The organism is Gluconacetobacter diazotrophicus PA1 5, from assembly GCF_000021325.1.
Taxonomy (GTDB): domain Bacteria; phylum Pseudomonadota; class Alphaproteobacteria; order Acetobacterales; family Acetobacteraceae; genus Gluconacetobacter; species Gluconacetobacter diazotrophicus.
Map to the genome: position 1 here is coordinate 2226194 of NC_011365.1, position 26051 is coordinate 2252244.

Genomic DNA, 26051 nt, shown 5'->3' on the forward strand with positions numbered 1-26051 from the left:
TTCGTCATGGTTTTCGACCCGGCCAAGGAGTCCAGGCTTGAGGATATCGCCCACCCTGCCCGCGCGATTGATCCGCCGGATGCGCCTGCCGGGCCTGGCGGTGGCGGCCGGGCTTGTGCTGCTGGCCTCCGGCGCCCGGGCGGCGGCGCCCACCTTCGGCCCCATCGAGGCCGCGCGGACCCTGACCGCCCGCTCCCTGGCGGAACAGATTCGCCAGGACGGGGCGGCGAAGACCGCGCAGGTCCTGGCCCAGGACCGCGAATGGCCGCGCGTGCGCCGCGCGGTGGCGGCGGGATGGCAGAACTGGATCGCGCTGATGCCCGCGCTTATGCCGGCGGCCGACGCCGCGACCGCCCGGTCGCTGCAGGGCGCGCTGCGCCAGGCGTTGCTGCTGAACACGGCGGCGGTGCTGGCGGCGCTGGACCCGAAGAACGGTCCGGTCCGGGGCGGGCAGGCGGTCTGCGCCCCTGGTGGGATGCCGGCCGCCTGGCGCGGGCGGGCCATCCGCGCGGTCCAGGCGCTGCATGATATCCACCTGACCAACCAGGGCGGCGACTGCCTGCGGGCCTTGCAGGGTGTGTCCTAGATAGCCCCGATACCCTGCCAGCCATGGCGGTCCAGCGTCGCGCGGATATGCGCGGGCGGCGGTGCCGTCGCGCTGACGGGGGGTGACAGGGGCAGCGCCAGATGGCGGCTCATCAGGTGCAGGGTCGGCCCTTCCGCGCCGCCATAGACCGGGTCGCCCAGGATCGGGCAGCCCAGGCTGGCGCAGTGCAGCCGGGCCTGGTGGGTGCGGCCGGTCAGCAGATGCAGTTCCAGCCAGCTTTCCCGCCCGTCGGACGCCAGGACCCGCCAGTCGGTCCGCGATGCCTGCCCGTCCGGGGCCGCGACCATGCGCCAGCCCTGGCGGTCGGAATGACGGGCCATCGTCATCGCCACCGTACCGCTGTCGGCGGCGGGGCGCCCCTGGACGACGGCCCAGTAGGTCTTTCGCACCTGGCCCGCCGCGAAGGCGGCCTGGGCCGCCAGCAGCGCCTGCTTGCGCAACGCGATCAGCAGGCAGCCGGACGTGTCGCGGTCCAGGCGGTGGGCCAGCCACGGCCCGTCCGCGCGGCGGGACAGCAGCGGAAAGGAATCCTCGACCGACGGGCCGCCGGACGGGCCGGGATGGACCGGCAGGCCCGGCGGCTTGTCGATGACGATGAAGCGGTTATCGCGGAACAGGACGGGAAAAGGGTCCGGCCGGTCGTCCGGGCGGCGGGTCATTCCTCGTCGTCGGCGGTGCGGCGCAGCAGGACCTCGCGCCGTCCGACATGGTTGGCCGGGCTGACGATGCCTTCCTTTTCCATCTGCTCGATGATCTTGGCGGCGCGGTTATAGCCGATGGACAGGTGCCGCTGGATGAACGAGGTCGAGGCCTTGCCCTCGCGGGCCACGACCGCCACCGCCTGGTCGAACAGGCTGGTTTCCTCGTCGAAGCCGCCGCCGCCCAGCCCGTTGCCCGAGGACCGGCCCGCCGAACCGCCGCCGCCATCCTCGTCCTGGGCCGAGATGACGTCGTCGTCATAGATCGGCTCGCCCTGGCTGCGCAGGAAGCGCACCACGTCCTCGACCTCGGTATCGCCGACGAAGGGGCCGTGGACGCGGGTGATGCGCCCGCCGCCCTGCATGTACAGCATGTCGCCCTGGCCCAGGAGCTGCTCGGCCCCCTGCTCGCCCAGGATGGTGCGGCTGTCGAACTTGCTGATGACCTGGAACGAGATGCGGGTCGGGAAATTGGCCTTGATGGTGCCGGTGATCACGTCCACCGACGGCCGCTGCGTGGCCATGATGACATGGATGCCCGCCGCGCGGGCCTTCTGCGCCAGGCGCTGCACCGCTGCCTCGATCTCCTTGCCCGCGACCATCATCAGGTCCGCCATCTCGTCGATCACCACGACGATATAGGGCAGGGAATCGAGCGCGAGCTGCTGCTCCTCGAAGGTCGGGCGCCCGGTCTCGGGGTCGTATCCGGTCTGCACCCGCCGGCTGACGACCTCGCCGCGCCTGCGGGCCTCGGCCACGCGTTCGTTGTAGCTGCCGATATTGCGCACCTGCAGGTGGGACATGGCGCGATAGCGCCGGTCCATCTCCCGCACCGTCCATTTCAGGGCGGCGACCGCCTTGGCCGGTTCCGTGACCACGGGGGTCATCAGGTGGGGAATGCCCTCGTAGATCGACAGTTCCAGGATCTTGGGGTCGATCAGGATCAGCCGGCATTCCTCGGGCGACATGCGATAGAGCAGCGACAGGATCATCGCGTTCACGCCCACCGACTTGCCCGACCCGGTGGTGCCGGCGATCAGCAGGTGCGGCATGCGCGCCAGGTCGCCATAGACCGGCACGCCGGCAATATCCTTGCCCAGCGCCAGGCACAGGCGCGACGCGGAATGATGCCAGGCATCGTCGGTGAACAGTTCGGACAGGAACACCGTCTCACGCAGGGCGTTCGGCACCTCGATGCCGATGACGTTGCGGCCCGGCACGGTGGCGATGCGCACGCTCAGCACCGACAGGGACCGCGCCACGTCGTCGGCCAGCCCGATCACCCGGGCCGAGCGGATTCCCGGCGCGGGTTCCAGTTCGTACAGCGTGACGACCGGGCCGGCATGGATCTGCCCGATCTGTCCCTGCACCCCGTAATCGGACAGCACGGTTTCCAGCAGCCGGGCATTGGCCTGCAACGCCTCCTGCGACGGCCCGGTCTCCATATGCGACGGGGCCGCCTTCAGCAGCCCGATCGGGGGCAGGCGCCACGGATCGCGCCCGTCGGGCCGCGGCGGCGGCGCGTAGCCCCGTGCGTCCTCGCCGGTCCCGCCCTGGGGGCGGACAGGCAGGTCGGGCGCGGAGGGCTCGGGCGCCGTGGCGCGGCCGCCGAACAGGCGGTCCAGGCGGCTCATCAACGTGGTGCGCGGGGCCTCGGCGGCCGTGTCGCGCGCCGGCTCGGCCAGCGGTACGTGGGGATCGACGTCGTCTTCAACGTCCCAGGGGGCGATGTCCTGCGCGCGCGGACCGCCCAGCAGCAGCGGCGGCGGTTCGTCGGCCACGTCCGTGTCCATGCCCGGCGGCTGGACCCAGCCGGTACCCAGGGACGGCCGGGGCGCGGGCGGCCGGGGCGGGGGCATGCGGGGCGTGGACGCAGGCGGGGCGGGCCGGGGGGCCGGCCGCTCCATGCGGATGGTGCGGGGTGGTGGCTCGGGCGCGCGGGCCTGGGCCGACAGGTCCGGCCGGGCCGGGATCGGCGCACCGGCCTGGCCCGCCACGTCGGCGGCGGCCGGGCGGTCGGGGCGGCCCTGCCGCGCGGGCATGCTGCGTGCCAGGCGCAGCGGCTGCCGCGCCGCCGCGCGCAGCCCCCGGCCGATCGCCGCCCATTCGGCCAGGGACAGGCCCATTCCCAGCGGGACCAGCAGGATGGTCAGCAGCAGGCCCAGCACCCACACCGCCAGCCGGCCCGCCGGGCCCAGGACCGATGACGCGGCCTGCAGCGCGGTATGGGCGATCGACAGGCCGAATGCCCCGCCCGGCCCGGATTCGGTGGGCCAGTGCGGCGCCGGCAGCATGGGCAGCAGGATCGGCAGCGCCGCCAGCAATGCCCCGATGACCGGCATGGCGCACAGCAGGGCAACCAGTCGCAGCAGGATCGAGCCCAGCCCCGCATGCCGGACCACGCGCCACCCCCATGCCATCATGGCCAGCACCGGCAGGGCGGCGGTGATGCCCACATTCTGCAGCAGCACGTCGGCCAGGTACGACCCGGTGAATCCCAGCAGGTTGGTCGGCGCCTGGGTGCTGGCGGTGTTCATCGACGGGTCGAGCGGATTGTAGCTCCACAGCGCGGCGGCCAGCGCCAGGGCCAGCAGCCACAGCACCATGCCCCCCATTTCAGCCAGCCGCTGCCGCGCGGCCGACCGGATGCGCGGAGAGACCAGGGAGGCAGGGATATAGCGGCCAAGGCTCGGCAAATGTTCGGATCCTGTGTACGGGGCCTGTCCGCCCGCGGGAACGGGGCGAGTCCACGGGACGGCAGGCGCGATGAAGCCGGAGACCCGTCCCGGGCCGCCAGCCCCGGGGGCATTGGAACCAGAACGAAGTTATAACCTCGGCAACGCGGAATACAGAAGGGCGCTTACACGCTTATTCGGGCATTCCGGTGGCGGCGCGCCAGATCGATATCCGGGCCGCGCCGTGCCGCCGCTCGGCCAGCCGCGTGCCCGCCACCCCGCCCGGCAGCGGCCCGTCGTCGGGCGGCAGGGCCTCGTCAGCGCCGGTTTCGATAACGACCAGCGCGCGCGGCGCGATCCACCCTGCCCGGTCCAGCGCTGCCAGCGCGCGCTCCGGCAGGCCGCGGCCATAGGGCGGGTCCAGGAACAGCAGGTCGCAGGGCCGGACGGCGGCAGGGGGGCGGGTCACGTCCATGGCGCGCACGGTGGTGGCCTCCCGCGCCCCGCAGGCGGCGATGTTGGCGTGCAGGGCGGCCAGGGCGGCGCGGTCGGTCTCGAAGAAAACGCAGTGCCCGGCGCTGCGTGACAGGGCCTCCAGTCCCAGGGCGCCGGTCCCCGCGAAACCGTCCAGCACCCGCGCGCCCGCCACCCGGTCGTATCCGCCCCAGGGCGCGTGCAGCAGCATGTCGAACAGTGCCTGGCGAACGCGGTCCGCCGTCGGGCGGGTGGTGCGCCCGGCGGGCGCGGCCAGGGCGCGGCCGCGCCACGTTCCGGCGACGATGCGCATCCGGCCTACCGGCGGGCGGGCCGGGGCGCCGGGCCCAGTCCGGGCACCTGCTCGCGCAGGACCTTGCCCGGCACTTCCTCCAGTTCCGAGCGCTGCAGCGTGCCGAGCTGGAACGGACCGTAGGATGTGCGGATCAGCCGGCTGACATGCAGGTTCAGCCCGCGCATGACCTTGCGCACCTCGCGATTCTTGCCCTCGCGCAGCGCCACGGTCAGCCAGGCATTGTCGCCCTTGCGGGAATCCAGCCCGGCCTCGATCGGCCCGTAACGCACGCCCTCGAACACGCTGCCCCCGGCCAGGGCCGCCAGCCGCGCCTCGTCCACCACGCCGAAGACGCGCACGCGATAGCGGCGCAGCCAGCCGTTCGACGGCAGTTCCAGCCGCCGGGCCAGTTCGCCGTCATTGGTCAGCAGCAGCAGCCCCTCGCTGTTCAGGTCCAGCCGCCCGACGCTGATGACGCGCGGCATGCCCGGCGGCAGCGAGGCGAACACGGTCGGCCGCTTCTCGGGGTCGCGGTGCGTCGTCACCAGCCCGTCCGGCTTGTGATAGCGCCAGAGCCGGGTCCGTTCGGGCGCCTCGACCACCGCGCCGTTCACCTGCACGATGTCGCCCGCCGCGACGAAGGTCGCCGGATGGGTGACGGGTTCGCCGTTCAGGCGCACGCGCCCTTCCTCGACCAGGCGCTCGGCGTCGCGGCGGCTGGCGACGCCGGACCGCGCCAGCCATTTGGCGATGCGCTCGCCACGTTCGGGCCGGTCGGGGTGCCCCGGTTGGGTCGTGTCGTCGTCGTGCTGTGTCATCTCGATCCCGAGGTCTCTATCAAGGCGGCAAAGATGCGTCTATCGGCTACCGATATGGCGAATTCGGGGTGCCATTGCACGCCCAGGCAAAACCGCCGTGCCGGATGCTCGATCGCCTCGACCACGCCGTCCGGCGCGATGGCGCAGACGATCGCCTCGCCGGGGGTGCGAACGGCCTGGTGATGGGCGGAATTGACCGCGATGCGCGCGGCCTGCGTCACCCGCGCCAGCAGCGTGCCGGGGGTGATCGCGACCTGGTGGCCGGCCTCGTGGCGGGGGTTGGGCTGCTCGTGCGGCAGGGCGCCGGGGATCGCGTCGGGAATATGCTGGACCAGGCTGCCGCCCAGCGCCACCGCCAGAAGCTGCTGGCCGCCGCAGATGCCCAGCAGCGGCATGTCCCGCGCGATCGCGCCCCGCGTCAGCGCCAGTTCGGCGCGCGTGCGGTCCGATTTCAGGGTCACGGTCGCATGGCGGGTGTCCGCGCCATACAGTGCGGGATCGACGTCGAATGCGCCCCCGGTGACCACCAGCCCGTCCAACCGCGCCAGGATGTCGGGCGCCAGGTCGGCGCAATGGGGCAGCGCCACCGGAATGCCGCCCGCGTCGGCGACGGCATCCAGGTAGTTCCGGCGCAGCGCGTACCAGGGATAGCGTGAATAGCCGCCCCCCTGCGGGGTGCCGGGCTCGCTGTCCAGGGTCACGCCGATCAGGGGGCGGGACGAACTCATTCCGCCCTGCCTAGAGTAAAGCGCGGCCTAGAGCAAAGCGCGTATGACGGGAATGCGCGCGAACGGATCAGCCGTCGGAAATGACCGAACCTATGCTGGCGGTTCCCATGCCCGCCGCGTGGGAATGGTGCCCGAGCAATTCGGGCTCGCAGGCCGAAAAGCCGATGACGATGGCTGCCGCGGCCAGGACCAGGGTAAGTGCGTTCATCGTCTTCCTCCTGTCCATGATCGATCGATTGTTACAGGTCACGTTCGTAAAGCACTGTTACAGTGATCGTCGCGATGTCGTTTGTCGATTAAAATAGCTAACTTTTCCCTAAGAAACGTTCCCTTTTACGCCCGATCGGTGCGTGAGGCACTGTAACATGTTGTGATGACGGGACCTTCGCCGGCATGCGGGCATTTCACCCCGCCTGCGGTATGGATCGAACGGTCCGACGGCAGGCGGGTTGCACGCCGGGGCCCGGTTTTTCGCCATTTTCGGGACAGGTGTCATGACGAACGGGGCCGCGAGAGGCCAGGCCGGCGACGGCCCGATGGCCCTGGCGCTGGCCGAGGCCCGCGCCGCCGCCGCCCGGGGCGAGGTTCCGGTGGGGGCCGTGCTGCTGGGCCCGGACGGCACTATCCTGGCGCGGGCCGGCAACCAGGTGGAAGCCGGGCATGACGCGGCGGCCCATGCCGAAATGCTGGTCATGCGCGCCGCCGCCCGCATCCTGGGCAGTCCGCGCCTGACCGGCTGCACGCTGGTCGTGACGCTGGAGCCCTGCCCGATGTGCGCGGCGGCTTCGGTGCATTTCCGCGTGGGGCGTATCGTGTTCGGCGCCTACGACCCCAAGGGCGGCGGGGTCGAGCACGGGCCACGGCTGCTGGCGCGGCCGGACTGCCTGCATCGCCCCGAATGGGTGGGCGGCGTGCGCGAGCGCGAGGCGGCGGCCCTGCTGCGCGATTTCTTCGCGGCCCTGCGCGGCAGGCCGGAAGGCGGGCCGCCTGAAGGGGACGGGAAGGGGGATTTGCGGGAAGCGTCCAGTTAACGCATCTTTCATCGGCAGGTATGGGAGAGGTGTGGCCCACCGGTGCATTCTCCCGGACGATGACACAGGATGCGGGGCGGACCACTCCGGTCGCCCCGGAAACAATCAGGAATGCTATGTCTGACGAGCTTCAGCCGATGTCTTCTCTCCGCGCCCGCCGGATGCGGGGCGGAATCCTGGCCGCGCTGGTTGCGGGAACCATGCTGGGGGGCGTGGCCGCCGACGGGCTGGTCCCCGTGGCGCGGGCCGACGATACCGGGGTGATCCGTCCCGATACGCAGGTCCAGACCCTGCCGAACTTCGTCAACCTGGTGAAGCAGGTCCGGCCCGCCGTGGTGTCGATCACCTCCAGCATCCGTGCCGAGGACCTGGGGGACGAAGGCGGCGGCGGCGCCGAGGGGCAGCAGCAGATGCCCTTCCCGTTCCCCTTCCCGTTCCAGATGATGCCGCAGCAGCAGCGCCGCACGGTCGAGGCGCGGGGATCGGGCTTCATCATCTCGGCCGACGGCTATGTCGTGACCAACAACCATGTGGTCAAGGGCGCGACCAAGGTCACGGTGACGCTGGATGACGGCACCACCCTGCCGGCCAAGATCGTCGGCCGCGATTCCAAGACCGACCTCGCGCTGCTGAAGGTCACGTCGCAGGGCAAGCTGCGCTTCATCGAACTGGGCGATTCCGACAAGGTCGAGCCCGGGGAATGGGTGGTCGCGGTCGGCAATCCCTACGGGCTGGGCGGCACGGTCACCGCCGGCATCGTCTCGGCGCGCGGGCGTGACATCGGCGACGGGCCGTACGATTCGTTCATCCAGGTCGATGCCCCGATCAATCGCGGCAATTCCGGCGGCCCGCTCTTCACCCAGGACGGCAAGGTCGTGGGCGTCAATACCGCCATCCTCTCGCCCTCGGGCGGGTCGATCGGCATCGGCTTCGCCATCCCGTCCGACGTGGTGAAGAACGTCGTCTACCAGTTGCAGAAGACCGGGCACGTCACCCGGGGTTACCTCGGCGTGGTCGCGCAGGTGATCACGCCCGCGATGGCCACGGCGCTGGGCCTGAAGCCCGCGGCGCCCGGCGCGCCGCCCAGCGGCGCCCTGGTCGCCAGTGTCAGCAACGGCAGCCCGGCCGAAAAGGCGGGGATCAAGGCCGGGGACGTGATCACCACCCTGAACGGGCAGAAGATCGACAGCCCGCATGATCTGGCGGTCAAGGTGGCCTCGATCGTGCCGGGCAGCAAGGCGGCGGTGAACTATATGCGCGGCACGGCCGCGCAGAGCACGACGGTCACGATCGCCAACCTCTCCGGCGCTCCGTCGCCCGACGGCGCGGTCGGGGACAGGAACGACGGCGGTCCGCGCCTGGGCGTCTCGCTGTCGCCCCTGACGTCGGACCTGCGCCAGCAACTGGGCCTGGACGGGTCGGTGCGCGGCGTCGTCGTCAGCGACGTCCAGTCGGGTTCGGCGGCGGAACAGGCCGGAATCCACGCGGGCGACGTGATCCAGGCGGTGGGCAACAAGCCGGTGGAAAACCCCGGCGCTACCGTCACCGCCGTCCGCGCGGCGCTGAAATCCAACCAGTCGGTCCTGCTGCGCATCCTGCGCAACGGGCAGAACATCTTCGTCGCCGTCACGCCGGGCTCGGATGAGGGCGACAGCGGCAATGGCAACAGCGACCCCGACGGCAACGACTGACGGGCGGGCGGGCCGCCCTGCCGGGGCGGCCCGCCATGTCGTACTTTTATACTTCCGCCAGGGTCGCCAGGAACGCGTCCACATCCGCCACGCGCGTATAATAACTGGTGACCAGCCGCACGACGGTCCCCTCCACGCCCAGCGGGGTGGGCCAGTCGCGGAAGACGAACCCTGCCGCGCGCAGGTGCGCGATCGCCCGGTCGGGCAGCATGACGAAGATCTCGTTGGCCTGGGTTTCATAGACCAGGCGGGCGCCGGGGTGGCGGAACAGGCCGCCTGCCAGCCGGTGCGCCATGGCGTTGGCCTGCCGCGCGTTGTTCAGCCACAGATCGTCTTCCAGGCAGGCCAGCAACTGTGCGCTGAGGAAGCGCTGCTTGGACCAGCCATGGCCGCCGCGCTTGCGGCGCCGGGCGAACTGCTCGGCCCGCGCGGGGTCGAAGATGATCACGGCTTCGGCCGCCATCGCGCCGTTCTTGGTCGCGCCCAGCGCCAGCACGTCGATCCCGGCCTTCCATGTCGCCTCGGCGGGCGTGCATCCCAGATGGACGATGGCGTTGGCCAGCCGTGCGCCGTCCAGATGCACCGCCAGGCCCCGGGCGCGCGCCCGCGCCGTCAGGTCCGCGATCCGCGCCGGGTCGTAGACGGTGCCCCATTCCGTGGCCTGCGTCAGGCTCAGCGTCGTCGGCAGGTTGTCCTGCACGTTGGAAGCCGGGTGGCGGTCCAGCACATAGGACAGGGCAGCGGGGTCCATGCGCCCGTCTTCGGACGGGATCGTCAGCAGCCGCGCGCCGCCGGTATAGAAATCGGGCGCCCCGCATTCGGACTGGACGATATGCGCGCTCTCGTCGCACAGGACCGCGCCATAGGGTGGGGTTATCGCCGCCAGCGCCAGCGCGTTCGCCGCCGTGCCGGTGGTGACGGGAAAGACCTGGACCGCGTGCTGGAAGACATCCGCCGCCACCTGCTGCAGGCGCGCGGTCCAGGCGTCGGCGCCGTAGGCGGGGGCGGCGCCCTCGTTGGCCGCCATCAGGGCGGACATCACGGCAGGGCAGGCCGGAACGACGTTGTCGCTGCTGAAATTTTTGCGTATCTGCTCTACCACCCTGGCCCCCTGTCCTATGCCATCTGGCCCATGCCCGCTGTCCGGAGCGCCCCATGACCGATCGAACGACCGATCCCGTGCCTGCCGAACCCGCGCCGGTTCGCCATCCCACCGCGCGCCTGATCGACGGCAAGGCGTTCGCGGCGAACCTGACGCAGACGATCGCACGGGACGTGCAATCATTCCATGATCGTTATCGCGTCACCCCCGGGCTGGCGGTGGTGCTGGTCGGTAACGATCCCGCCAGCGAGGTCTATGTCCGCAACAAGGCGTTGCAGACCCATCGCGCGGGCATGCGCTCGTTCATGCACATGCTGCCCGCCACCACGTCGCAGGCCGAGCTTCTGGCGCTGATCGGACGCCTGAACGCCGATCCGGAAATCCACGGCATCCTGGTGCAGTTGCCGCTGCCCGCCGGTCTGGACCCCGTCGCCGTGACCAATGCCATCCTGCCGGACAAGGATGTGGACGGGCTGGGCGAGGTCAATGCCGGCCGCCTGGCGCTGGGCCAGCCGGGGATCGTGCCGTGCACGCCGCTGGGCTGCCTGATGCTGCTGAAGTCGGAACTGGGCGATCTGCGCGGACTGCACGCGGTCATCATCGGCGCGTCCAACCTGGTCGGCCGGCCGATGGCCCGGCTGCTGCTGGCCGAGGGCTGCACGGTGACGGTCGGGCATATCGACACGCGCGACCCCGCGGCGCTGGCGCGGCAGGGGGATATCCTGGTGGTGGCCACCGGCTGCCACGGGCTGGTGCGCGGCGACTGGATCAAGCCGGGCGCCGCCGTGATCGACGTGGGCATCACCCGCATATCGCTGCCCAGCGGCAAGACGCGCCTGGTCGGCGACGTCGCGTTCGACGAGGCCGTGACCCGTGCGGGATGCATCACCCCGGTGCCGGGCGGCGTCGGGCCGATGACCATCGCCTGCCTGCTGAACAACACCCTGGCGGCGGCGCGTCGCATCGTCGGCGCGACGGACGCGGCATGACCCGGATTTCGGTCGAACTGATCCCCCGCGACGCCGAAGCCCTGCTGCGCGACGCGGCCGAGGTCCGGCAGCATTTCCCGCTGGCCGACACGCTGAACGTCCCCAGCCTGATGCGCTTCCCGCTGCGGGGCTGGGACGCGGTGCCGCTGCTGCGGCCGGTGCTGCCGCGAATCGTGCCGCATATCCGCGCCATCGACGTCGATCCCGCCGGCCCGCTGCCGGGCGTGGATGTCCCGGGCCTGGAGGAAGTGCTGGTGGTCCAGGGCGATCCGCCCGCCGATCTGGGGCATCGCACCTTTCCCAATTCGTCGGAAAGCGTGATCCGCCGCTATCGGCGCGAGGCCCCGCATCTGCGGGTCTATGCCGCCTTCGACCCCTACCGCCGCGCGCCGTATCACGAACTGGACGCCGTGGCGCGCAAGAAGGATGCCGGCGCGACGGGCTTCTTCACCCAGCCGGTGTTCGATCCGCGCATGCTGGACCTGTGCATGGAGTGGCTGGCGGGCGAGGCCGTGTTCTGGGGCCTGTCGCCGGTCATCGGCCCCAAGTCGCGCTCGTACTGGGAAACGACCAATCATGTCGTCTTCCCCCGCGATTTCGAACCGACGATCGAGGCGAACATCGCCTTCGCCTGCCGGGCGATCCGCACGGTGCGCGACGCGGGCGGCCACGTCTACCTGATGCCGCTGCGCGTGAAGCTGGAGCGGTATCTGGCGCCGATCCAGCAGGAACTGGGCTGAGAGGCCGGGCGGTGGCTTACCTCGGCCGGGTAATTCCGTTAGCCTCGGCGCACATGTTTCGTCTGCCCGGAAAGGTCATGAATTTGTCGCACGATTGTCCGCGCCCGCGCCGTCTCGTTCCCCCCGGGGCCCGCTTCCGGGCCGGCGGGATGATGCTGGGGGCGGTCCTGGCCTGCGGTGTGGCGTGGCCGGCCATGGCGTCGGACGACGCGGCCGATGCCGCCCCGGCGGCGAGTGTCGCGGCGCCCCCGCCGCCGGTGCTGCCCGCGCCGGACCCGGCGCGCATCTTCGCCCCCCTGGCCTATCCCTCGCCGGTCAACGTCTATCGCTCCGGCGGCGGCGCCCCCGGTCCCGCGTACTGGCAGAATGGCGCGGATTACGACATCAAGGCGGCGATCGACCCGGCCAACCGGCTGCTCTCGGGCTCCGAGACCATCACCTACGTCAACAACAGCCCCGACACGCTGGACGTGCTGTGGCTGCAACTGGACCAGAACATCTATCGCGACGGGTCGCGCGGCAGCTTCGCCAACCCCGAAAGGACCACGCAGCATACGGACGGCGCGGCGATCGAAAGCGTGGCGGTCGAACAGGACGGCAAGAGCATCCCGGTCACGCCGGTGATCTCGGACACCCGGATGCAGGTCCCGCTGCCTGCCCCGCTGGACGGCAAGGGCGGGAAGATCCGGCTGAAGATCGCGTGGCACTATACCATTCCCGGGGAATGGGGCGGCCGCACCGCCGTCAGCGCCAGCCGCAACGGCGATATCTACGAGGTCGCGCAATGGTATCCGCGCATGGCCGTCTATGACGATATTCGCGGCTGGGACACCGCGCCCTATCTGGGCCAGGAATTCTTCCTGGACTATGGCGATATCGATTACAGCATCACCGTGCCGTGGAATTTCACCGTCGTGGGATCGGGCGCGCTGCTGAACCCGGCCGACGTCCTGACCCAGACCGAGCGCGACCGCCTGGCCCAGGCCGCCAAGAGCGACGAGCGGGTGATGATCCGCACCCAGGCCGACGTCACCGACCCCAAGAGCCACCTGGCCCAGACGGGGACGAAGACCTGGCATTTCCGCATGAACAACACCCGCGACGTGGCCTTCGCCGCCTCGCCGGCCTTCCTGTGGGACGCGGCGCGGCTGAACCTGCCGCCGCTGGCGGCGGAACCGGGCCGCGCGCCCGTGCCGCGCCTGGCGATGTCGGCCTATCCGGTCGAAGGCATCGGCGCGCATCAATGGGACCGCTCCACGGCCTATGTGAAGTTCGCGATCGAGAATTTCTCGCGCCGCTGGTACCCGTACCCCTGGCCCAACGCGGTCAATCTGGGCGGTTATGGCGCGGGGATGGAATATCCCGGCATCGTCTTCGACGGGATGCACGACAAGGACGCGGAACTGTTCTGGATCACGACGCATGAGCTGGGCCATGACTGGTTCCCGATGATCGTGGGGTCCAACGAACGCCGCAACGCCTTCATGGACGAAGGCTTCAACACCTTCATCGACACCTACGCATCCGACGATTTCAATTCCGGCGAATTCGCGCCGAAGCGCGATGCCGAATTCGCTCCCGCCACCGGCAAGCCCGCCGACGACATCCTGACGGTCCTGCGCGATCCCGCCGCGCCGCGCCTGATGGCGCCCGCGGACACGATATCCGAGAAGTACCGCCACCCCGTCACCTACTTCAAGGCGGCCTACGGGCTGAAGCTGCTGCGCGAGCAGATCCTGGGGCCGGAGCGCTTCGACCGCGCCTTCCGCCGCTATATCGCGCTCTGGGCCTATCACCACCCCACGCCGTCGGACTTCTTCCGCCTGATGGACAGCGAGGCCGGCGAGGACCTGTCCTGGTTCTGGCGCGGCTGGTACTTCAACAACTGGGCCCCGGACTATGCCGTGAAATCCGCGACGCTGACCGGCGACGGCCCGACGCGCGCGGTGCTGGTGACCGTGGACAACAAGGGCTGGCTGCCCCTGCCGGTCACGCTGGTGCTGACCTATACCGACGGCAGCACCTCGCGCCTGACCATCCCGACCGAAACCTGGCAGTTGCGCAACGAGGTCGAACTGACGATTCCCACCGCCCGCACGCCCCAGTCGGTGACGCTGGACCCGGGGCATGAGATCCCCGACCTGAACCGGGCGGACAACACGCTGACCCTGGCCCCGCCCGCCCCCGCGCCGGCCGCCCCGGCGCACTGAAACCGGTCGCACTGAACCCGGTCGCACTGGCCGCGACGGCAAGGGCTCCGGCCCTTGCCGTCGCGGGGCCTACAGCCACCTCCGCGCCCGGACCAGCGTCATGGCGGCCAGCGTGGCCATGCAGGTGATTTCGCCGGCGCCGATCATCCGCTCCACCTCCGCCAGCGGGATCGTATGGCAGGTCATGTCCCCTTCCGTCGTCTCGCGCCGGGGCTCGCCCTGCGTCAGGTCGGTGGCCAGGTAGACATGGCCGCGCTGGGTGGAATAGCCCGGGCCCTGGTACAGCGTGCCGGCATGGCGCAGTTGCCCGGCGCGCAGGCCGGTCTCCTCTTCCAGTTCGCCGCGCGCCACGATCTCGGGGTCGGTGTCGGGGCGGTGTTCCCACATGCCCATCGGCAATTCCCACAATCGCGCGCGCACCGGATAGCGATATTGCCGCACCAGGGTGACGGTGGGGCCGTCCGGCCCCTCGCCCAGCGGCACGATGACGACGAATTCCGTCCGTTCGACCACGCCGTACAGCCCCTCGCCCCCGTCGGGGCGGCGGATGATGTCCTCGCGCAGGCGCGTCCACGGGTTTTCATAGACGACGCGCGATGACAGCGTGACGAAGCCCCCGTCGTCATCGGGTGGAATGTCCATGCTCATGTTCGGTCGTGCCCCCGTGTCCGCGACAGGGGTGATCATGGCGTGCGGGTGGGTGGCGGCGTCAACATTCCGTCCGCATCTCGCGCGGTCGTGACGGCCCTGCCGCCCCTTCGCCCGCTTGGCGAATGGCGAAGGGCACCCCTATGATGCCTGAAAAAGAACGGAGTTCCCCCCTCGCCATGACGTCCTCGCGGCCCGGCCCGGCCCACCCTGCGGCCAATCCCACGCTGCGGATCCTGGCCGTCGTCCTGTTCAACCTGATCTGCTACGTCGATATCGGCCTGCCGCTGGCGGTCATACCGGTCTTCGTCCATGGCACGCTGGGGTACAACACTGTCGTCGCCGGGCTGGCGGTGTCGCTGCAATATCTGGCCACCTTCGCCTCGCGCGCGCAGGCCGGCCGGTTCGTCGACGGGCGGGGGGCCAAGCCGGCGGTGATGATCGGGCTGGCCACCTGCGTCGCGGCCGGGGTGGCGCTGATGCTGGCGGGCCTGCTGTCCGGCCACGCGGTACCGTCGGTCCTGCTGCTGATCACCAGCCGTATCCTGATGGGTGTGGGCGAAAGCTGGACCGCGACGGGCGCCATCCTGTGGAATATCGGCCGGGTCGGCGCCGAACGCACGGCGCAGGTGATTTCGTGGAACGGCATCACCTCGTATGGCGGCATCGCCTTCGGCGCGCCGGTGGGGGCGCTGCTGTCGCAGCTTGCCCCGCCGATGGGCGGGCTGGCAGGGGTCGGGCTGCTGTCGGCGGTGCTGCCGGCGGCGGGGCTGGTCCTGGCCACGCGGTACGCCCCGGTGCCGCCGATGACCAAGGGCGAGACCATGCCGTTCAGCCAGGTGTTCTGGCGGGTCCTGCCCTACGGCATCGTGCTGGCGTGCGGTTCGGTGGGGTTCGGGGCGATCTCGGCCTGCCTGTCGCTGTATTTCGCCGACCGGCACTGGGACGGGGCGGCGCTGGCGCTGATGATGTTCGGCGTGGTCTTCGTGATGGTGCGGCTGCTCTTCTCGCGCCAGATCGGCCTGCGCGGCGGCCGGACCGTAGCCATCGTCTCGCTGCTGGTCGAGGTCGCGGGCCTGCTGATCCTGTGGCGCAGCAGCGGGGTGCCCGCGGCCGACCTGGGCGCCGCGCTGACCGGCGCCGGCTTCTCGCTGGTCTTCCCCGCACTGGGGGTCGAGGCCGTGACGCGGGCCGGCCCGCAGAATCGCGGCGCCGCGCTGGGGGCGTTCAGCGTCTTCCTCGATATCGGCATCGGCATATCGGGCCCGATGCTGGGGCTGGTGATCAACAGCCTGGGCTATGGGCCGATGTTTCTGGCCTCGGCCCTGTTTACCGGGGCGGGGGTCGGTGCCACTGTCCTGCTGCGGGGGGGCGCGCGCCGAGGCACCCCCTGACGCCGCATGTCACGCCCAGAAGGATGAGGATTCATGTCCGTTGCTGCCGTCGCTGTGTTCTGTGGGTCGCGTTTCGGGGCCCGTCCCGATTTCCTGGCGACGGCGCGTGAAATGGGCACCAGCCTGGGCCAGGCGGGCATGCGGCTGGTCTATGGCGGCGGCGATGTCGGGCTGATGGGCGCGGTCGCGGATGCCACGCTGGCGGCGGGGGGCCTCGTCTCGGGCGTGATCCCGACCTTCCTGCAGGCGCGCGAGGTCATGCATGACGGCGTGACCGACCTGACGGTCACGGATTCGATGCACAGCCGCAAGCAGCTGATGTTCGCGCGGGCCGATGCCTTCGTCGTGCTGCCCGGCGGCCTGGGCACGTTCGACGAGACGATGGAGATCCTGACCTGGCGGCAGTTGAAACTGCACGACAAGCCGATCTTCGTCGTCAATGTCGCGGGCTGGGCCGACCCGATGCTGGCGATGCTGCACGCCGCCGTGCAGAACGGCTTCGCCGAGGACGCCGCCCTGAACCTGTTCGAGGTCGTGCCCGACGTCGCGACCACGATGGACCGTCTGCGCACCACGGTCCGTGGCCCCGCCACCGAGGATGTCAGCCGCCTGTGACACTCAGATGACAAAAACAGCGCCCCCGCGCCGATAGTTGGCCGGGGGGTCTTGCGGAGTGCGGGGAGGGGATGTATAGCCCCCACTCAAGTTCGGAGTGTAGCTCAGCCTGGTAGAGCACTGTGTTCGGGACGCAGGGGCCGGAGGTTCGAATCCTCTCACTCCGACCAGCTTTTTCAAGACATTCGCCCCGAAGGCTGCGCCGGTTCGTTTTCATGACGAACGGGCGCGGCCTTCGGCATGGGCGGCCTGGGGCGGCCGGTCAGGCAATAAGCGACAGCTGGGTGACGATAGCCGCCAGTTCGTGCTGATTCTTGATATTCAGTTTCGAAAACACGGTCTTCAGGGACGAGCGGGAATTTTCGTAGGAAATTCCGAGTTTCAGGGCGCTCTCCTTGAGCGAGCCCGTCTCTCCCATCGTCTGGACCAGGCGCGCCTCGGATAGGGAAAGACCTAATTCCTTCAGTAATTCAACGATATCCGTGACGGGCGGAACCAGATCGTAGAAAAAGGTCATCTTGCAGCGGTTTCCAACCCCCAGATGATCGATCACGATGTCCGGCAACGTCATCTGACGGGCCAGGATTTTCTGCCCGTTGGAACGATTGAACGCCGTAATGCCGGTAGGTTGCGTCTCCAGAATGTCCTGTTGGGGACGAGAGACCAGCTTTTCCCATGATTTCTGATTGTGGGACGAAAAGAAGACTAATCGATTGTCGACGATTCGGAAGAGGTCGTTAATGGTTTTTCTGATATGTCCATTTACGAAAAGAACGTGTCCCGTATCGGATACCAGACAGACCCCAAAATTCATTCTGTCATAGATAAGGGAAAGCTGATCCCTGATAGAAGAAAAGGAGTCAAAATTCTTTGCCAGGAGCAGGGAATTTGTAATATGGCCCGAAAAGAATTCAATGTCTACGCTTGATGTTTTCTGTTCTTTTTGCAGGTAATTCAGGCTTCTTTGTCCGGCCAGGACGTATTCGATGTCTTTTGCGAAGGTGTAGTACCTTTCGCTATACGAACAACCGTACTTATTCAAAAAATCGACGTAATAGGGAGAATTTCTTATTTCATCGGGTGACAGGATGTCGATATCCCGCACAAAAGCTTTTTTCCTGCGCAAACTCAGGTCGGAATTCGCTATCGGATCTATTTTGAAATAATAATCATAATATTACTGGTCCGATTTTTTATCAACGCTGGAACTGAATCTCAGATTTTTCTCTTTTTTGTCCAGTGGGGCGATCGCCAGCCCCTTGTAGTCGAGAAACTCGGCAAGCGTAATAAGAGTCTTCGTCCAGTTTTCCCGATTCATGGCGGAAGAATATATGTCTTCCACTATTTTGTTTAACGACTTCTGCAACATTTTCGCGCCTGTCAGGGAATCCGGAAATTTTCTTTGTCGAACGCGGCCCGTCTGTCCACAGGTCCGATGGGGGTAGACTATTGTACTATGGTATCTGTTCATTATCTACAATAACGGTAAAAGAATGGACGGCCGCGTCTTGCAGGCAACAGGTTGCCCGGGTGGTTGTATCGGTCCCGGACCTTAAGAAAATCTCAATGACAGCCGCCGATGCTGCCGTCGTACGGCACGGAGCGCGCAACGCGACCATGTTTCCCTCTTTCCTGCAACGCGCTCGCCGGGTGGCGCGGTCCGGCCCGGACCGGGTCGGGATCGCGGCGGTCGCGGACGGCGTCACCATCCTGGAAACCTGTCCGGCCCTGCCCGCCCGCTTCGCCGGCGGCGCGATGCGCGGGCGGGGGGCGAATCCCTTCCTGGACTGGACGAGTACGCCGGTCACGGTGACGGTTCATGACCTGCGCGACGTCGTCTACGATGTCGATCATCGGGTGCTGATCAAGGATGGGCGCCTGATCGCCGAGACCTGCTACCTGCAGCCGGAGGACGCGCTGGCCCGGGTCGTCGCCGCCCGCGCGCGACCGGACCGCCTGGCAGGCCGGGGAATAATGGTTCCGTGCAGCGATCATTGGCCGGGCAATTACTATCACTGGATGGCGCATGGCCTGCCGGTGATCGCCGCCGCGTCGGACCTGCCGGATGGCGGCGCGGCACGGCTGCTGCTGCCGGCGCTTCTGCCCTGGCAGCATCGCACGCTGCAGATGCTGCGGCCCGGAGGATGCGCGATCGAACGGATCATGGCGGGGCGGCAATACCGGATCGACCGGGTCGCCTATTGCAACATCGTCGCCGGGGCGGCCGACTTCGCGGTGTCACGGCTGTGCGGGCGGGTATTCGCACGCCTGGCGGCGGCCGTTCCCGTCGTCCGGCCGCATGGCGCGCGCCTGTATGTCGATCGCGGCGGGGCCGGCCATCGTGCCATCCCGAACGAGGGCGCGCTGGCCGCGCGGCTGCGCGGCCTGGGGTTCCTGGCGGTCCGGCCCGAAACCCTGACGGTGGCCGAACAGATCGACCTGTTCCGGGCCGCGTCGATGGTGGTGGGGCCACTGGGCGCCGGCATGACCAATATCGGATTCTGCCGCCCCGGGACCGTGGTCTACGACCTGGTCCCGGACCATCACGCCAACCCGTGCTTCCTGGCCATGGCCATGCGCGGCGGCCTGGAATACTGGGCGGATCTGTTCCCGACCGGGGCGGCGCGACAGGACCATATGGCCCCCTGGGGGCAGGGGATCGACGTCGAAAGGGTGGTTCGGCGGGTGGAGGAACTGCTCAGGGGGCTTTTGCCGGGCGCAGGTGCTGCGCCCCTGCCGTGATGGCCGCCGTGCCGATATTGACCAGCAGCGCCAGCAATCCGGTCGAAACCGCCAGATGCATCCCGCCCAGCGCCAGCAGATGGGTGGGTTTCAGCCCGTCATGGAAACAGACGATGGTGCCGAATGCCGTGCCCGCCGCCCAGCCCAGCAGCATGGACGCGGCGGAAAAGCGAATGCGTGTCAGCCCCAGCACCAGGGCGGGAAAGGTCTGCAGGATCCACAGGCTGCCCAGCAATTGCAGGTCGATGGCGAATTGCGCGTTCAGGAACAGCACGCAGGCCAGCGCCCCCAGCTTGACGCCCAGGGCCGTGACGCGCGCGGCGCGCACGTCGTGGCGCCACGCGGGCGCGATGTTGCTGGTGACCAGGTTGGCGGCGCCGATGGCCATGACGGCGGCGGGGACCAGCGCCCCGACCGCGACCGCCGCGAAGCAGAAACCGCTGAACCAGTCGGGAAAGATCGTCAGGAACAGCAGCGGCACCACCGATGACGACTGGGTGGTGACGATGCCCGCCGCATGGGCCATCAGTCCCAGCATGGCGATCAGCCCCAGCAGCAGCGTATAGGCCGGCAGCATCACCGCGTTCTTGCGGATGGTGTCGGCCGACCGGGCGGCCAGCACGCCGGTCAGCGTATGCGGATACAGGAACGCCGCCAGGGCGGATGACAGTGCCAGCGTGGCGTACGGCACGCCCTGCCCCGCCGCCAGCGCGCGGCCGTCCGCCGGGTGCGGCAGGTGCCGCGCCGCACTGGCGAACATCGCGCCATAGCCGCCCAGGTGCAGCGGGATGACCGTGACGGCGGCCAGCACCGCGACATAGATCATGATGTCCTTGATGAACGCCGTCAGCGCGGGCGCGTGCAGGCCCCCCAGCCACGTATAGGCGGCCAGAGAGACGAAGGCGACGATCAGCGGGATCTCGCCCGGCAGGCCCAGCGCCGCGATGACGGTGCGGATGCCGATGAGCTGCAGCGCGATATAGGGCATGACGGCCACCAGCCCGCTGCCGGCGATGGCCAGTTCCAGCGCCCGGCTGCCGAAGCGCGCCCGCACGATGTCCGCCGCCGTGGCGTGCCGCCCGTCATGGGCGATCCGCCACAGGACGGGCATGACCAGGAACACGAACGGATAGACGATGATGGTATAGGGCAGCGCGAAGAAGCCGAACGCCCCGGTGGCGTAGACCAGCGCCGGCACCGCGATGATGGTATAGGCGGTATAGAAATCGCCGCCGACCAGGAACCAGGTGATCCAGGTGCCGAACTGGCGGCCGCCCAGCCCCCATTCCTCGGACCCGGCCGCGCCACCATGCGGCGCGGTCCCGCGCCCCCGCCACCACGACACGCTGCTGCCCAGCAGGATGGTCGCGGCAAAGAACAGGACGAAGACGACCAGGGCCAGGCCGCCGGGGGCCAAGCCGCCGGGGGCCACGCTGCCGGAGGGATGCGCCGCCATCATCGCGTGCCCCGCTTCCAGACCAGCCAGATCAGCAGCGATGTCGCCGGGACCCAGGCAAGCTGGTACCAGTAGAAAAAGGGAAAGCCCAGCAGCACGGGATCGATCCGGTCATAGAAGGGCGGCCACAGCAGTCCCAGAAAGGGCAGCAGCAGGACCAGATGCAGCATTTTCATCCCGGTATGCCTTGTTCTTGTTGATTGCGGGGGGCGGGGCCAGACGTTGCCCATCCCCAACGGCCTGTCAACCGGAACGAGTCTTCCATCAGTCATGACAGGGTATGTCGCAGGAAAGGAATCGTAATTTCGCCATGGCCTCGCTAAGAAAGTGGGGCGGAGTCCGGACAAGCAATCGAAAACAACAGTCCGGGACCAGGGGAAAGTCCACGCTTCACGCAGAATGGGGCGGGGCGAAGGAGATACCGATGACGAAATGGGTCTATAGTTTCGGCGGTGCCGCCAACGAGGGCGGGGCCGGCATGCGCGACCTTCTGGGCGGCAAGGGTGCCAACCTGGCCGAAATGGCGGCGATCGGCCTGCCCGTCCCGCCCGGCTTCACCATCACCACCGAGGTCTGCACCCGGTTCTACGAAAACGGACGCGCCTATCCCGAAGACCTGCGCGCGCAGGTCGAAGCCGCGCTGGCCGGGGTCGAGGCGTCGCTGGGCCTGCGCTTCGGCGATCCGGCTGCGCCCCTGCTGGTCTCGGTCCGCTCGGGCGCGCGGGTGTCGATGCCGGGCATGATGGATACCGTGCTGAATCTGGGCCTGAACGACGAAACGGTCGCCGGCCTGGCCGCCGCGTCGGGTGACGCGCGCTTCGCCTGGGACAGCTATCGCCGGTTCATCCAGATGTACGGCTCGGTCGTGCTGGGCGTGTCCCATCATCGGTTCGAGGACCTGATCGAGGAAACCAAGCGCGCGACCGGCGTGCAGGACGACACGAAGCTGACCGACCAGGACTGGCAGGAGGTCGTGACGGGCTACAAGGAGATCGTGCTGCGCGAAACCGGCGCACCGTTCCCCACGGACCCGCACGCCCAGTTGTGGGGCGCGATCGGCGCGGTGTTCGGGTCCTGGATGAACCCGCGCGCCCATACCTATCGGCGGCTGCACGACATTCCCGCCGACTGGGGCACGGCGGTGAACGTGCAGGCGATGGTGTTCGGCAACATGGGCGCGGACTGCGCGACCGGCGTCTGCTTCACCCGCGATCCCTCGACGGGCGAAAACGTCTTCTACGGCGAATACCTGATCAACGCGCAGGGCGAGGACGTGGTGGCGGGCATCCGCACGCCGCAGCCGATGTCCCAGGCGCGCGCGCATGACGGCGAACTGTCGATGGAACGCGCGCTGCCCGAGGCGTACCGCGAATTGCTGGCGGTGCGCGATATCCTGGAACGCCATTACCGCGACATGCAGGACATCGAATTCACCGTTCAGAACAACCGCCTGTACATGCTCCAGACCCGCACCGGCAAGCGGACGGCCGCCGCCGCCCTGCGCATCGCCATCGCGATGGCCGAGGAAGGCCTGATCACGCACGAGGAAGCGATCCGCCGCGTCCCGCCCTCGTCGCTCGACCAGCTGCTGCATCCGACGCTGGACCCGGACGCGCCGCGCACCATGCTCAGCCGGGGGCTGCCGGCCTCGCCCGGGGCGGCGGCGGGCGCCATCGTGTTCAGCGCCGAGGACGTGGAAATCCGCGCCGCGCGGGGCGAGGACGTCATCCTGGTCCGTATCGAGACGTCGCCCGAGGACGTGCACGGCATGCACGCCGCGCGCGGCGTGCTGACCACGCGCGGCGGCATGACCTCGCACGCCGCCGTGGTGGCGCGCGGCATGGGGCGGGTCTGCGTGGCCGGTGCCGGCGGAATCCATGTCGATTACCGGGCGCGGACGCTGTCGGTCGGTGCGACGATGCTGCATGAAGGCGACTGGATCACCCTGGACGGCGCGACGGGCGAGGTCTTCGCCGGCCGGGTCGCGACCATCGAGCCGACTCTGTCGGGCGATTTCTCGACCCTGATGGGCTGGGCGGACAGCGTGCGCCGGATGAAGGTCCGCGCCAACGCCGAAACGCCCGACGATGCGCGGACCGCCCGGCATTTCGGCGCCGAGGGGATCGGCCTGTGCCGGACCGAGCACATGTTCTTCGCCCCCGACCGCATCGGCTTCATGCGGCAGATGATCATGGCCGGCGACGCGGCCGCGCGCATCCGGGCGATCGACGCCCTGCTGCCGTTCCAGCGCGAGGATTTCAAGGCGCTGTTCCGCATCATGGCGGGCCTGCCGGTGACGATCCGCCTGCTGGACCCGCCGCTGCACGAATTCCTGCCGCATGGCGAGGCCGAACTGGCCGAACTGGCCGCCGCGCTGGGCGAAAGCCCCGAGGCCGTGGCGGCGCGCCGGGCCGCGCTGTCGGAAGCCAATCCGATGCTGGGCCATCGCGGCTGCCGGCTGGGCCTGACCTATCCGGAACTCTACGCCATGCAGGCCCGCGCGATCATCGAGGCCGCGATCGCCGTGTCCGCCGAAAGCGGGCAGCCGGTGGTTCCGGAAATCATGATTCCGCTGGTGGGGATGGACAGCGAACTGCGCCGCACCCGCGCCACCGTCGAACAGGCGGCGGCCGAAGCCCTGGAAGCGGCCGGCGTGTCGCTGGATTTCAGCATCGGCACGATGATCGAACTGCCCCGCGCCGCGCTGACGGCCGACCGCATCGCGCAGGACGCCGATTTCTTCTCGTTCGGCACCAACGACCTGACGCAGACGACCTTCGGCCTGTCGCGCGACGATTCCGGCACCTTCATGCCCTTCTACCTGGAACATGACCTGATCCCGCGTGATCCGTTCATCTCGATCGACCAGGAGGGCGTGGGCCAGCTCGTCGCCATGGGGGCGGAACGGGGCCGCCGCACCCGGCCGGGGCTGAAGCTCGGGGTCTGCGGCGAACATGGCGGCGATCCGGCCTCGATCGGCTTCTTCGAATCCGTGGGGCTGGATTACGTGTCGTGCTCGCCCTTCCGGGTGCCGATCGCGCGCCTGGCGGCGGCCCAGGCCGCGCTGGCGGGCCGCGCCGACCCTGTCGCGTCCTCCCGGGTCGCGTCGTCCTAGAGCGTGTGATCGGGTTACCCGATCACAGACTCCAGGTTTTTGTCTTCAGAGCAGCTTCACGTGATCAGGTGGTTCCACCTGATCACGATCTGCTCCAGGCGGAGCCGCTTCCCGCATGTCATCGCATTCCATCGTTCTGCACTTGGTCTCGGACGCGACGGGCCAGACGCTGGATTCGGTCGTGCGGGCCTCGGTCGCGCAGTTCGACCATGCCGAAATCACCTATCACCGCTGGAACCTGATCCGCACGCGGGCGCAGTTGCGCCGCGTGCTGGAAGGGATCGAACGCGACCCGGGGCCGGTCCTGTCCTCGGTCGTCGATCCGCGCCTTTTGCATGAACTGACGGTCGGCTGCGCGCATATCGGCGTGCGGCTGACCAACGTGCTGGACCCCGTCACCGCCGTGCTGCAGGACGAACTGGGCGAGAAAGCGGTCGGCCGGCCGGGTGGCCAGTACGTGATGGACGACGCCTATTTCCGCCGGATCGACGCCATGCATTTCGTGCTGGCCCATGATGACGGTCAGGAAATCGCCGGCCTGGCGCAGGCGGACGTGGTGCTGGTGGGCATTTCGCGAGCGTCGAAGACGCCGACCTCGTTCTACCTGGCCAATTGCGGGGTGAAGGCGGCGAACGTGCCGCTGATCCCGGACCTGCCGCTGCCGGGGGAATTGCTGCACCTGCCGCGCCCGGTCGTGGGCCTGACCATCGACCCGGACGTGCTGATCAGCATCCGTCGCCACCGGCTGGACATCATGGCCGACCGGGGAAAGGACCTGCTGATGCGGCGGGACAATCCCTATATCGACCCCGAGCAGGTCGAGGAGGAAGTCCGCTGGGCACGGCGCCTGTGCGTCCGCCACGGCTGGCCGCTGGTCGATGTCAGCCGCCGCTCGATCGAGGAAACCTCGGCGGCGGTGATGGAACTGATGGCCGACTGGCAGGAACGGACAAGGGCTCCCTGACCCCTGGCAGGGCCCGGCCGCCGATCGCCTTACATCCTGTTACATATAGATACCTCGCGAACCTGAAATGGCCCCGGACCATGCTTATATGGCATGAACATGGAGGAGATCTGGTCATGCGGCGATTTCTGATGCTTGGGGCGGCGACGACATTCCTGCTGGGGATGGCGACGGGTCCCGACCTGGCATGGGCCCAGCACGGTGGCGGCTTTCACGGTGGCGGCTGGGGGGGCGGATATCGCGGCGGCGGCTATCGCGGTGGCTGGGGCGGCTGGGGCTGGGGCTATCCCGGCTGGGGCTATTACGGCGGCTGGGGCTGGGGCTGGGGCTGGCCCCTGGCGTACGGCGCGCTGATCGGCGCCGGCGCCTACGGTGCGTATGATGACGGGTATTATGGTGATTACGGCGATGGCGGCTATCCGGCCGGCTACGGATACAGTGCGCCGGCCTATCCTTATCCGTACCCGACCCAGGGCTATCCGCCACCGCAATCCTACGGGGCGCCCAACATGCAGTCGCCGACGGTGACCTGCACGGGCGGGCGGGTCTTCAACCGGCTGACCGAAAGCTGCGATCGGCCGTGACGCCGCACTGATGACAGAGTATGTTACAAAGTGACGATCGGGGCGCGGCGGACGCAGGGTTCCGTCCCGCCCCGTCATTTGGAAGTGGACAAGAACAATGGCGAAAATCCAGACACGCGGCCTGTCGATGCTGCTGACGGCGGGTCTTCTGGCGGCGGGCGTCGTCACCGGGGCGCGGGCCGAACCGGGTGGCTGTCTGAAATATGGCGCGGTCGGCGCGGTCGGCGGCCATATGGCCAATCACGGGGTCATCGGGGCCGTCGGGGGGTGCGCCGCCGGCATGTATACCCGTCACGAATACCGCAAGACCCTGCGGCAGAAAGCGGCTCTATACGACCAGGAACATCCGGTCGATCCGCATCTCAGCGCGATCGAACGCTATCGCCAGCGCAAGACCGACGAACAGAAGGCGACCCTGTGGGACGCCGAACATCCGCCGGCCGCCGCCGGTCACTGACCGGGTGAAGCGGGCGGG

General features: G+C 68.7%; 24 protein-coding genes and 1 tRNA gene. 14 read left to right on the plus strand and 11 right to left on the minus strand.

Features of this window, described 5'->3' with window-relative positions:
• The first annotated feature begins 37 nt into the window (after window positions 1–37).
• Window positions 38–586: a hypothetical protein gene (locus tag GDIA_RS10110; RefSeq protein ID WP_012224523.1), complete on the plus strand. Its 549-nt coding sequence runs from the start codon at window positions 38–40 to the stop codon at window positions 584–586.
• Here the strand turns inward: GDIA_RS10110 and GDIA_RS10115 are convergent.
• From GDIA_RS10115 to GDIA_RS19200, 6 genes are all read right to left on the minus strand, one after another.
• Window positions 583–1266 carry an RluA family pseudouridine synthase gene (locus tag GDIA_RS10115; protein ID WP_012224525.1) on the minus strand — a complete coding sequence of 228 codons (684 nt, stop codon included), beginning with the start codon at window positions 1264–1266 and terminating at the stop codon, window positions 583–585. The genes GDIA_RS10110 and GDIA_RS10115 overlap by 4 nt on opposite strands.
• Window positions 1263–4001, minus strand: coding sequence for a DNA translocase FtsK (locus GDIA_RS10120; RefSeq protein ID WP_012224527.1), 2739 nt, complete (start codon window positions 3999–4001; stop codon window positions 1263–1265). Before GDIA_RS10120 ends, GDIA_RS10115 begins: the two co-directional genes overlap by 4 nt.
• Window positions 4002–4173: 172 nt before the next feature.
• On the minus strand, window positions 4174–4767 hold the full coding sequence (rsmD, locus tag GDIA_RS10125) for a 16S rRNA (guanine(966)-N(2))-methyltransferase RsmD (RefSeq protein WP_012224529.1): 594 nt from the start codon (window positions 4765–4767) through the stop codon (window positions 4174–4176).
• Window positions 4768–4772: 5 nt separating this feature from the next.
• Window positions 4773–5567, minus strand: a complete 795-nt coding sequence (locus tag GDIA_RS10130) for a pseudouridine synthase (protein ID WP_012224530.1) — start codon at window positions 5565–5567, stop codon at window positions 4773–4775.
• Entirely contained in the window at window positions 5564–6295 is a 732-nt protein-coding gene (locus GDIA_RS10135) for a gamma-glutamyl-gamma-aminobutyrate hydrolase family protein (RefSeq protein WP_012224532.1), read from the minus strand. The genes GDIA_RS10130 and GDIA_RS10135 overlap by 4 nt, the downstream gene beginning before the upstream one ends.
• Before the next feature lie 67 nt (window positions 6296–6362).
• On the minus strand, window positions 6363–6503 hold the full coding sequence (locus tag GDIA_RS19200) for a hypothetical protein (protein WP_012554077.1): 141 nt from the start codon (window positions 6501–6503) through the stop codon (window positions 6363–6365).
• 286 nt (window positions 6504–6789) lie between these two features.
• Here GDIA_RS19200 and GDIA_RS10140 point away from each other — a divergent pair, with 286 nt between their 5' ends.
• The gene (locus GDIA_RS10140) at window positions 6790–7326 is read left to right on the plus strand and encodes a nucleoside deaminase (protein ID WP_012554078.1); all 537 of its coding nucleotides are present in this window, start codon (window positions 6790–6792) and stop codon (window positions 7324–7326) included.
• 116 nt (window positions 7327–7442) lie between these two features.
• Complete coding sequence (locus GDIA_RS10145; protein ID WP_012554079.1) at window positions 7443–9017, plus strand: trypsin-like peptidase domain-containing protein; 1575 nt, start codon at window positions 7443–7445, stop codon at window positions 9015–9017.
• A 46-nt stretch (window positions 9018–9063) separates the two neighbouring features.
• Here GDIA_RS10145 and GDIA_RS10150 read toward each other — a convergent pair whose 3' ends face one another.
• Window positions 9064–10119, minus strand: a complete 1056-nt coding sequence (locus GDIA_RS10150; RefSeq protein ID WP_012554080.1) for a threonine aldolase family protein — start codon at window positions 10117–10119, stop codon at window positions 9064–9066.
• 53 nt (window positions 10120–10172) lie between these two features.
• Between GDIA_RS10150 and folD the strand changes: the two genes are divergently transcribed.
• From folD to GDIA_RS10165, 3 genes are all read left to right on the plus strand, one after another.
• Window positions 10173–11108, plus strand: coding sequence for a bifunctional methylenetetrahydrofolate dehydrogenase/methenyltetrahydrofolate cyclohydrolase FolD (gene folD, locus GDIA_RS10155; RefSeq protein ID WP_012224541.1), 936 nt, complete (start codon window positions 10173–10175; stop codon window positions 11106–11108).
• A complete protein-coding gene (locus GDIA_RS10160) occupies window positions 11105–11848 on the plus strand; it encodes a methylenetetrahydrofolate reductase (protein WP_012224548.1) in 744 nt (247 codons plus the stop codon). Before folD ends, GDIA_RS10160 begins: the two co-directional genes overlap by 4 nt.
• Before the next feature lie 194 nt (window positions 11849–12042).
• Window positions 12043–14058, plus strand: a complete 2016-nt coding sequence (locus GDIA_RS10165) for a M1 family metallopeptidase (protein WP_390614169.1) — start codon at window positions 12043–12045, stop codon at window positions 14056–14058.
• A 69-nt stretch (window positions 14059–14127) separates the two neighbouring features.
• Here GDIA_RS10165 and GDIA_RS10170 read toward each other — a convergent pair whose 3' ends face one another.
• The gene (locus GDIA_RS10170) at window positions 14128–14700 is read right to left on the minus strand and encodes an NUDIX domain-containing protein (RefSeq protein ID WP_186440550.1); all 573 of its coding nucleotides are present in this window, start codon (window positions 14698–14700) and stop codon (window positions 14128–14130) included.
• A gap of 185 nt (window positions 14701–14885) precedes the next feature.
• Here GDIA_RS10170 and GDIA_RS10175 point away from each other — a divergent pair, with 185 nt between their 5' ends.
• From GDIA_RS10175 to GDIA_RS10185, 3 genes are all read left to right on the plus strand, one after another.
• Window positions 14886–16100, plus strand: coding sequence for an MFS transporter (locus GDIA_RS10175; RefSeq protein ID WP_043458872.1), 1215 nt, complete (start codon window positions 14886–14888; stop codon window positions 16098–16100).
• A 33-nt stretch (window positions 16101–16133) separates the two neighbouring features.
• Complete coding sequence (locus tag GDIA_RS10180; RefSeq protein ID WP_012224556.1) at window positions 16134–16715, plus strand: LOG family protein; 582 nt, start codon at window positions 16134–16136, stop codon at window positions 16713–16715.
• 93 nt (window positions 16716–16808) lie between these two features.
• Window positions 16809–16885 (plus strand) — tRNA-Pro (locus tag GDIA_RS10185).
• 92 nt (window positions 16886–16977) lie between these two features.
• On the opposite strand, the gene GDIA_RS10190 is transcribed toward GDIA_RS10185, so the two are convergent.
• On the minus strand, window positions 16978–17820 hold the full coding sequence (locus tag GDIA_RS10190) for a helix-turn-helix transcriptional regulator (protein ID WP_012554084.1): 843 nt from the start codon (window positions 17818–17820) through the stop codon (window positions 16978–16980).
• A 512-nt stretch (window positions 17821–18332) separates the two neighbouring features.
• On the opposite strand from GDIA_RS10190, the gene GDIA_RS10200 reads away from it, so the two are divergent.
• On the plus strand, window positions 18333–19457 hold the full coding sequence (locus GDIA_RS10200) for a glycosyltransferase family 61 protein (RefSeq protein WP_012554086.1): 1125 nt from the start codon (window positions 18333–18335) through the stop codon (window positions 19455–19457).
• On the opposite strand, the gene GDIA_RS10205 is transcribed toward GDIA_RS10200, so the two are convergent.
• Both GDIA_RS10205 and GDIA_RS18610 read right to left on the minus strand, forming a co-directional pair.
• Window positions 19414–20916 (minus strand): sodium:solute symporter family protein, encoded by a 1503-nt coding sequence (locus GDIA_RS10205; RefSeq protein ID WP_012554087.1) that lies wholly within the window; start codon window positions 20914–20916, stop codon window positions 19414–19416. The two genes, GDIA_RS10200 and GDIA_RS10205, sit on opposite strands and share 44 nt — an antisense overlap.
• A complete protein-coding gene (locus tag GDIA_RS18610; protein WP_012554088.1) occupies window positions 20913–21089 on the minus strand; it encodes a DUF3311 domain-containing protein in 177 nt (58 codons plus the stop codon). The genes GDIA_RS10205 and GDIA_RS18610 overlap by 4 nt, the downstream gene beginning before the upstream one ends.
• Before the next feature lie 248 nt (window positions 21090–21337).
• Here GDIA_RS18610 and ppdK point away from each other — a divergent pair, with 248 nt between their 5' ends.
• From ppdK to GDIA_RS10230, 4 genes are all read left to right on the plus strand, one after another.
• Complete coding sequence (gene ppdK, locus GDIA_RS10215; RefSeq protein ID WP_012554089.1) at window positions 21338–24028, plus strand: pyruvate, phosphate dikinase; 2691 nt, start codon at window positions 21338–21340, stop codon at window positions 24026–24028.
• A gap of 115 nt (window positions 24029–24143) precedes the next feature.
• Window positions 24144–24992, plus strand: coding sequence for a pyruvate, water dikinase regulatory protein (locus GDIA_RS10220; RefSeq protein ID WP_012224565.1), 849 nt, complete (start codon window positions 24144–24146; stop codon window positions 24990–24992).
• Between the two features lie 116 nt (window positions 24993–25108).
• Window positions 25109–25576 carry a hypothetical protein gene (locus GDIA_RS10225; protein WP_012554090.1) on the plus strand — a complete coding sequence of 156 codons (468 nt, stop codon included), beginning with the start codon at window positions 25109–25111 and terminating at the stop codon, window positions 25574–25576.
• Window positions 25577–25673: 97 nt separating this feature from the next.
• Entirely contained in the window at window positions 25674–26033 is a 360-nt protein-coding gene (locus GDIA_RS10230) for a hypothetical protein (RefSeq protein ID WP_012224567.1), read from the plus strand.
• The last annotated feature ends 18 nt before the right edge of the window (window positions 26034–26051 follow it).

Coding starts and splice junctions, on each gene's coding strand:
- GDIA_RS10115 (WP_012224525.1), bottom strand. CDS start 1,266: ATGACCCGCCGCCCGGACGACCGGCCGGACCCTTTTCCCGTCCTGTTC.
- rsmD (WP_012224529.1), bottom strand. CDS start 4,767: ATGCGCATCGTCGCCGGAACGTGGCGCGGCCGCGCCCTGGCCGCGCCC.
- GDIA_RS10130 (WP_012224530.1), bottom strand. CDS start 5,567: ATGACACAGCACGACGACGACACGACCCAACCGGGGCACCCCGACCGG.
- GDIA_RS10135 (WP_012224532.1), bottom strand. CDS start 6,295: ATGAGTTCGTCCCGCCCCCTGATCGGCGTGACCCTGGACAGCGAGCCC.
- GDIA_RS19200 (WP_012554077.1), bottom strand. CDS start 6,503: ATGAACGCACTTACCCTGGTCCTGGCCGCGGCAGCCATCGTCATCGGC.
- GDIA_RS10140 (WP_012554078.1), top strand. CDS start 6,790: ATGACGAACGGGGCCGCGAGAGGCCAGGCCGGCGACGGCCCGATGGCC.
- GDIA_RS10145 (WP_012554079.1), top strand. CDS start 7,443: ATGTCTGACGAGCTTCAGCCGATGTCTTCTCTCCGCGCCCGCCGGATG.
- folD (WP_012224541.1), top strand. CDS start 10,173: ATGACCGATCGAACGACCGATCCCGTGCCTGCCGAACCCGCGCCGGTT.
- GDIA_RS10160 (WP_012224548.1), top strand. CDS start 11,105: ATGACCCGGATTTCGGTCGAACTGATCCCCCGCGACGCCGAAGCCCTG.
- GDIA_RS10165 (WP_390614169.1), top strand. CDS start 12,043: ATGGCGTCGGACGACGCGGCCGATGCCGCCCCGGCGGCGAGTGTCGCG.
- GDIA_RS10170 (WP_186440550.1), bottom strand. CDS start 14,700: ATGGACATTCCACCCGATGACGACGGGGGCTTCGTCACGCTGTCATCG.
- GDIA_RS10175 (WP_043458872.1), top strand. CDS start 14,886: ATGACGTCCTCGCGGCCCGGCCCGGCCCACCCTGCGGCCAATCCCACG.
- GDIA_RS10180 (WP_012224556.1), top strand. CDS start 16,134: ATGTCCGTTGCTGCCGTCGCTGTGTTCTGTGGGTCGCGTTTCGGGGCC.
- GDIA_RS10200 (WP_012554086.1), top strand. CDS start 18,333: ATGTTTCCCTCTTTCCTGCAACGCGCTCGCCGGGTGGCGCGGTCCGGC.
- GDIA_RS10205 (WP_012554087.1), bottom strand. CDS start 20,916: ATGATGGCGGCGCATCCCTCCGGCAGCGTGGCCCCCGGCGGCTTGGCC.
- GDIA_RS18610 (WP_012554088.1), bottom strand. CDS start 21,089: ATGAAAATGCTGCATCTGGTCCTGCTGCTGCCCTTTCTGGGACTGCTG.
- ppdK (WP_012554089.1), top strand. CDS start 21,338: ATGACGAAATGGGTCTATAGTTTCGGCGGTGCCGCCAACGAGGGCGGG.
- GDIA_RS10220 (WP_012224565.1), top strand. CDS start 24,144: ATGTCATCGCATTCCATCGTTCTGCACTTGGTCTCGGACGCGACGGGC.
- GDIA_RS10225 (WP_012554090.1), top strand. CDS start 25,109: ATGCGGCGATTTCTGATGCTTGGGGCGGCGACGACATTCCTGCTGGGG.
- GDIA_RS10230 (WP_012224567.1), top strand. CDS start 25,674: ATGGCGAAAATCCAGACACGCGGCCTGTCGATGCTGCTGACGGCGGGT.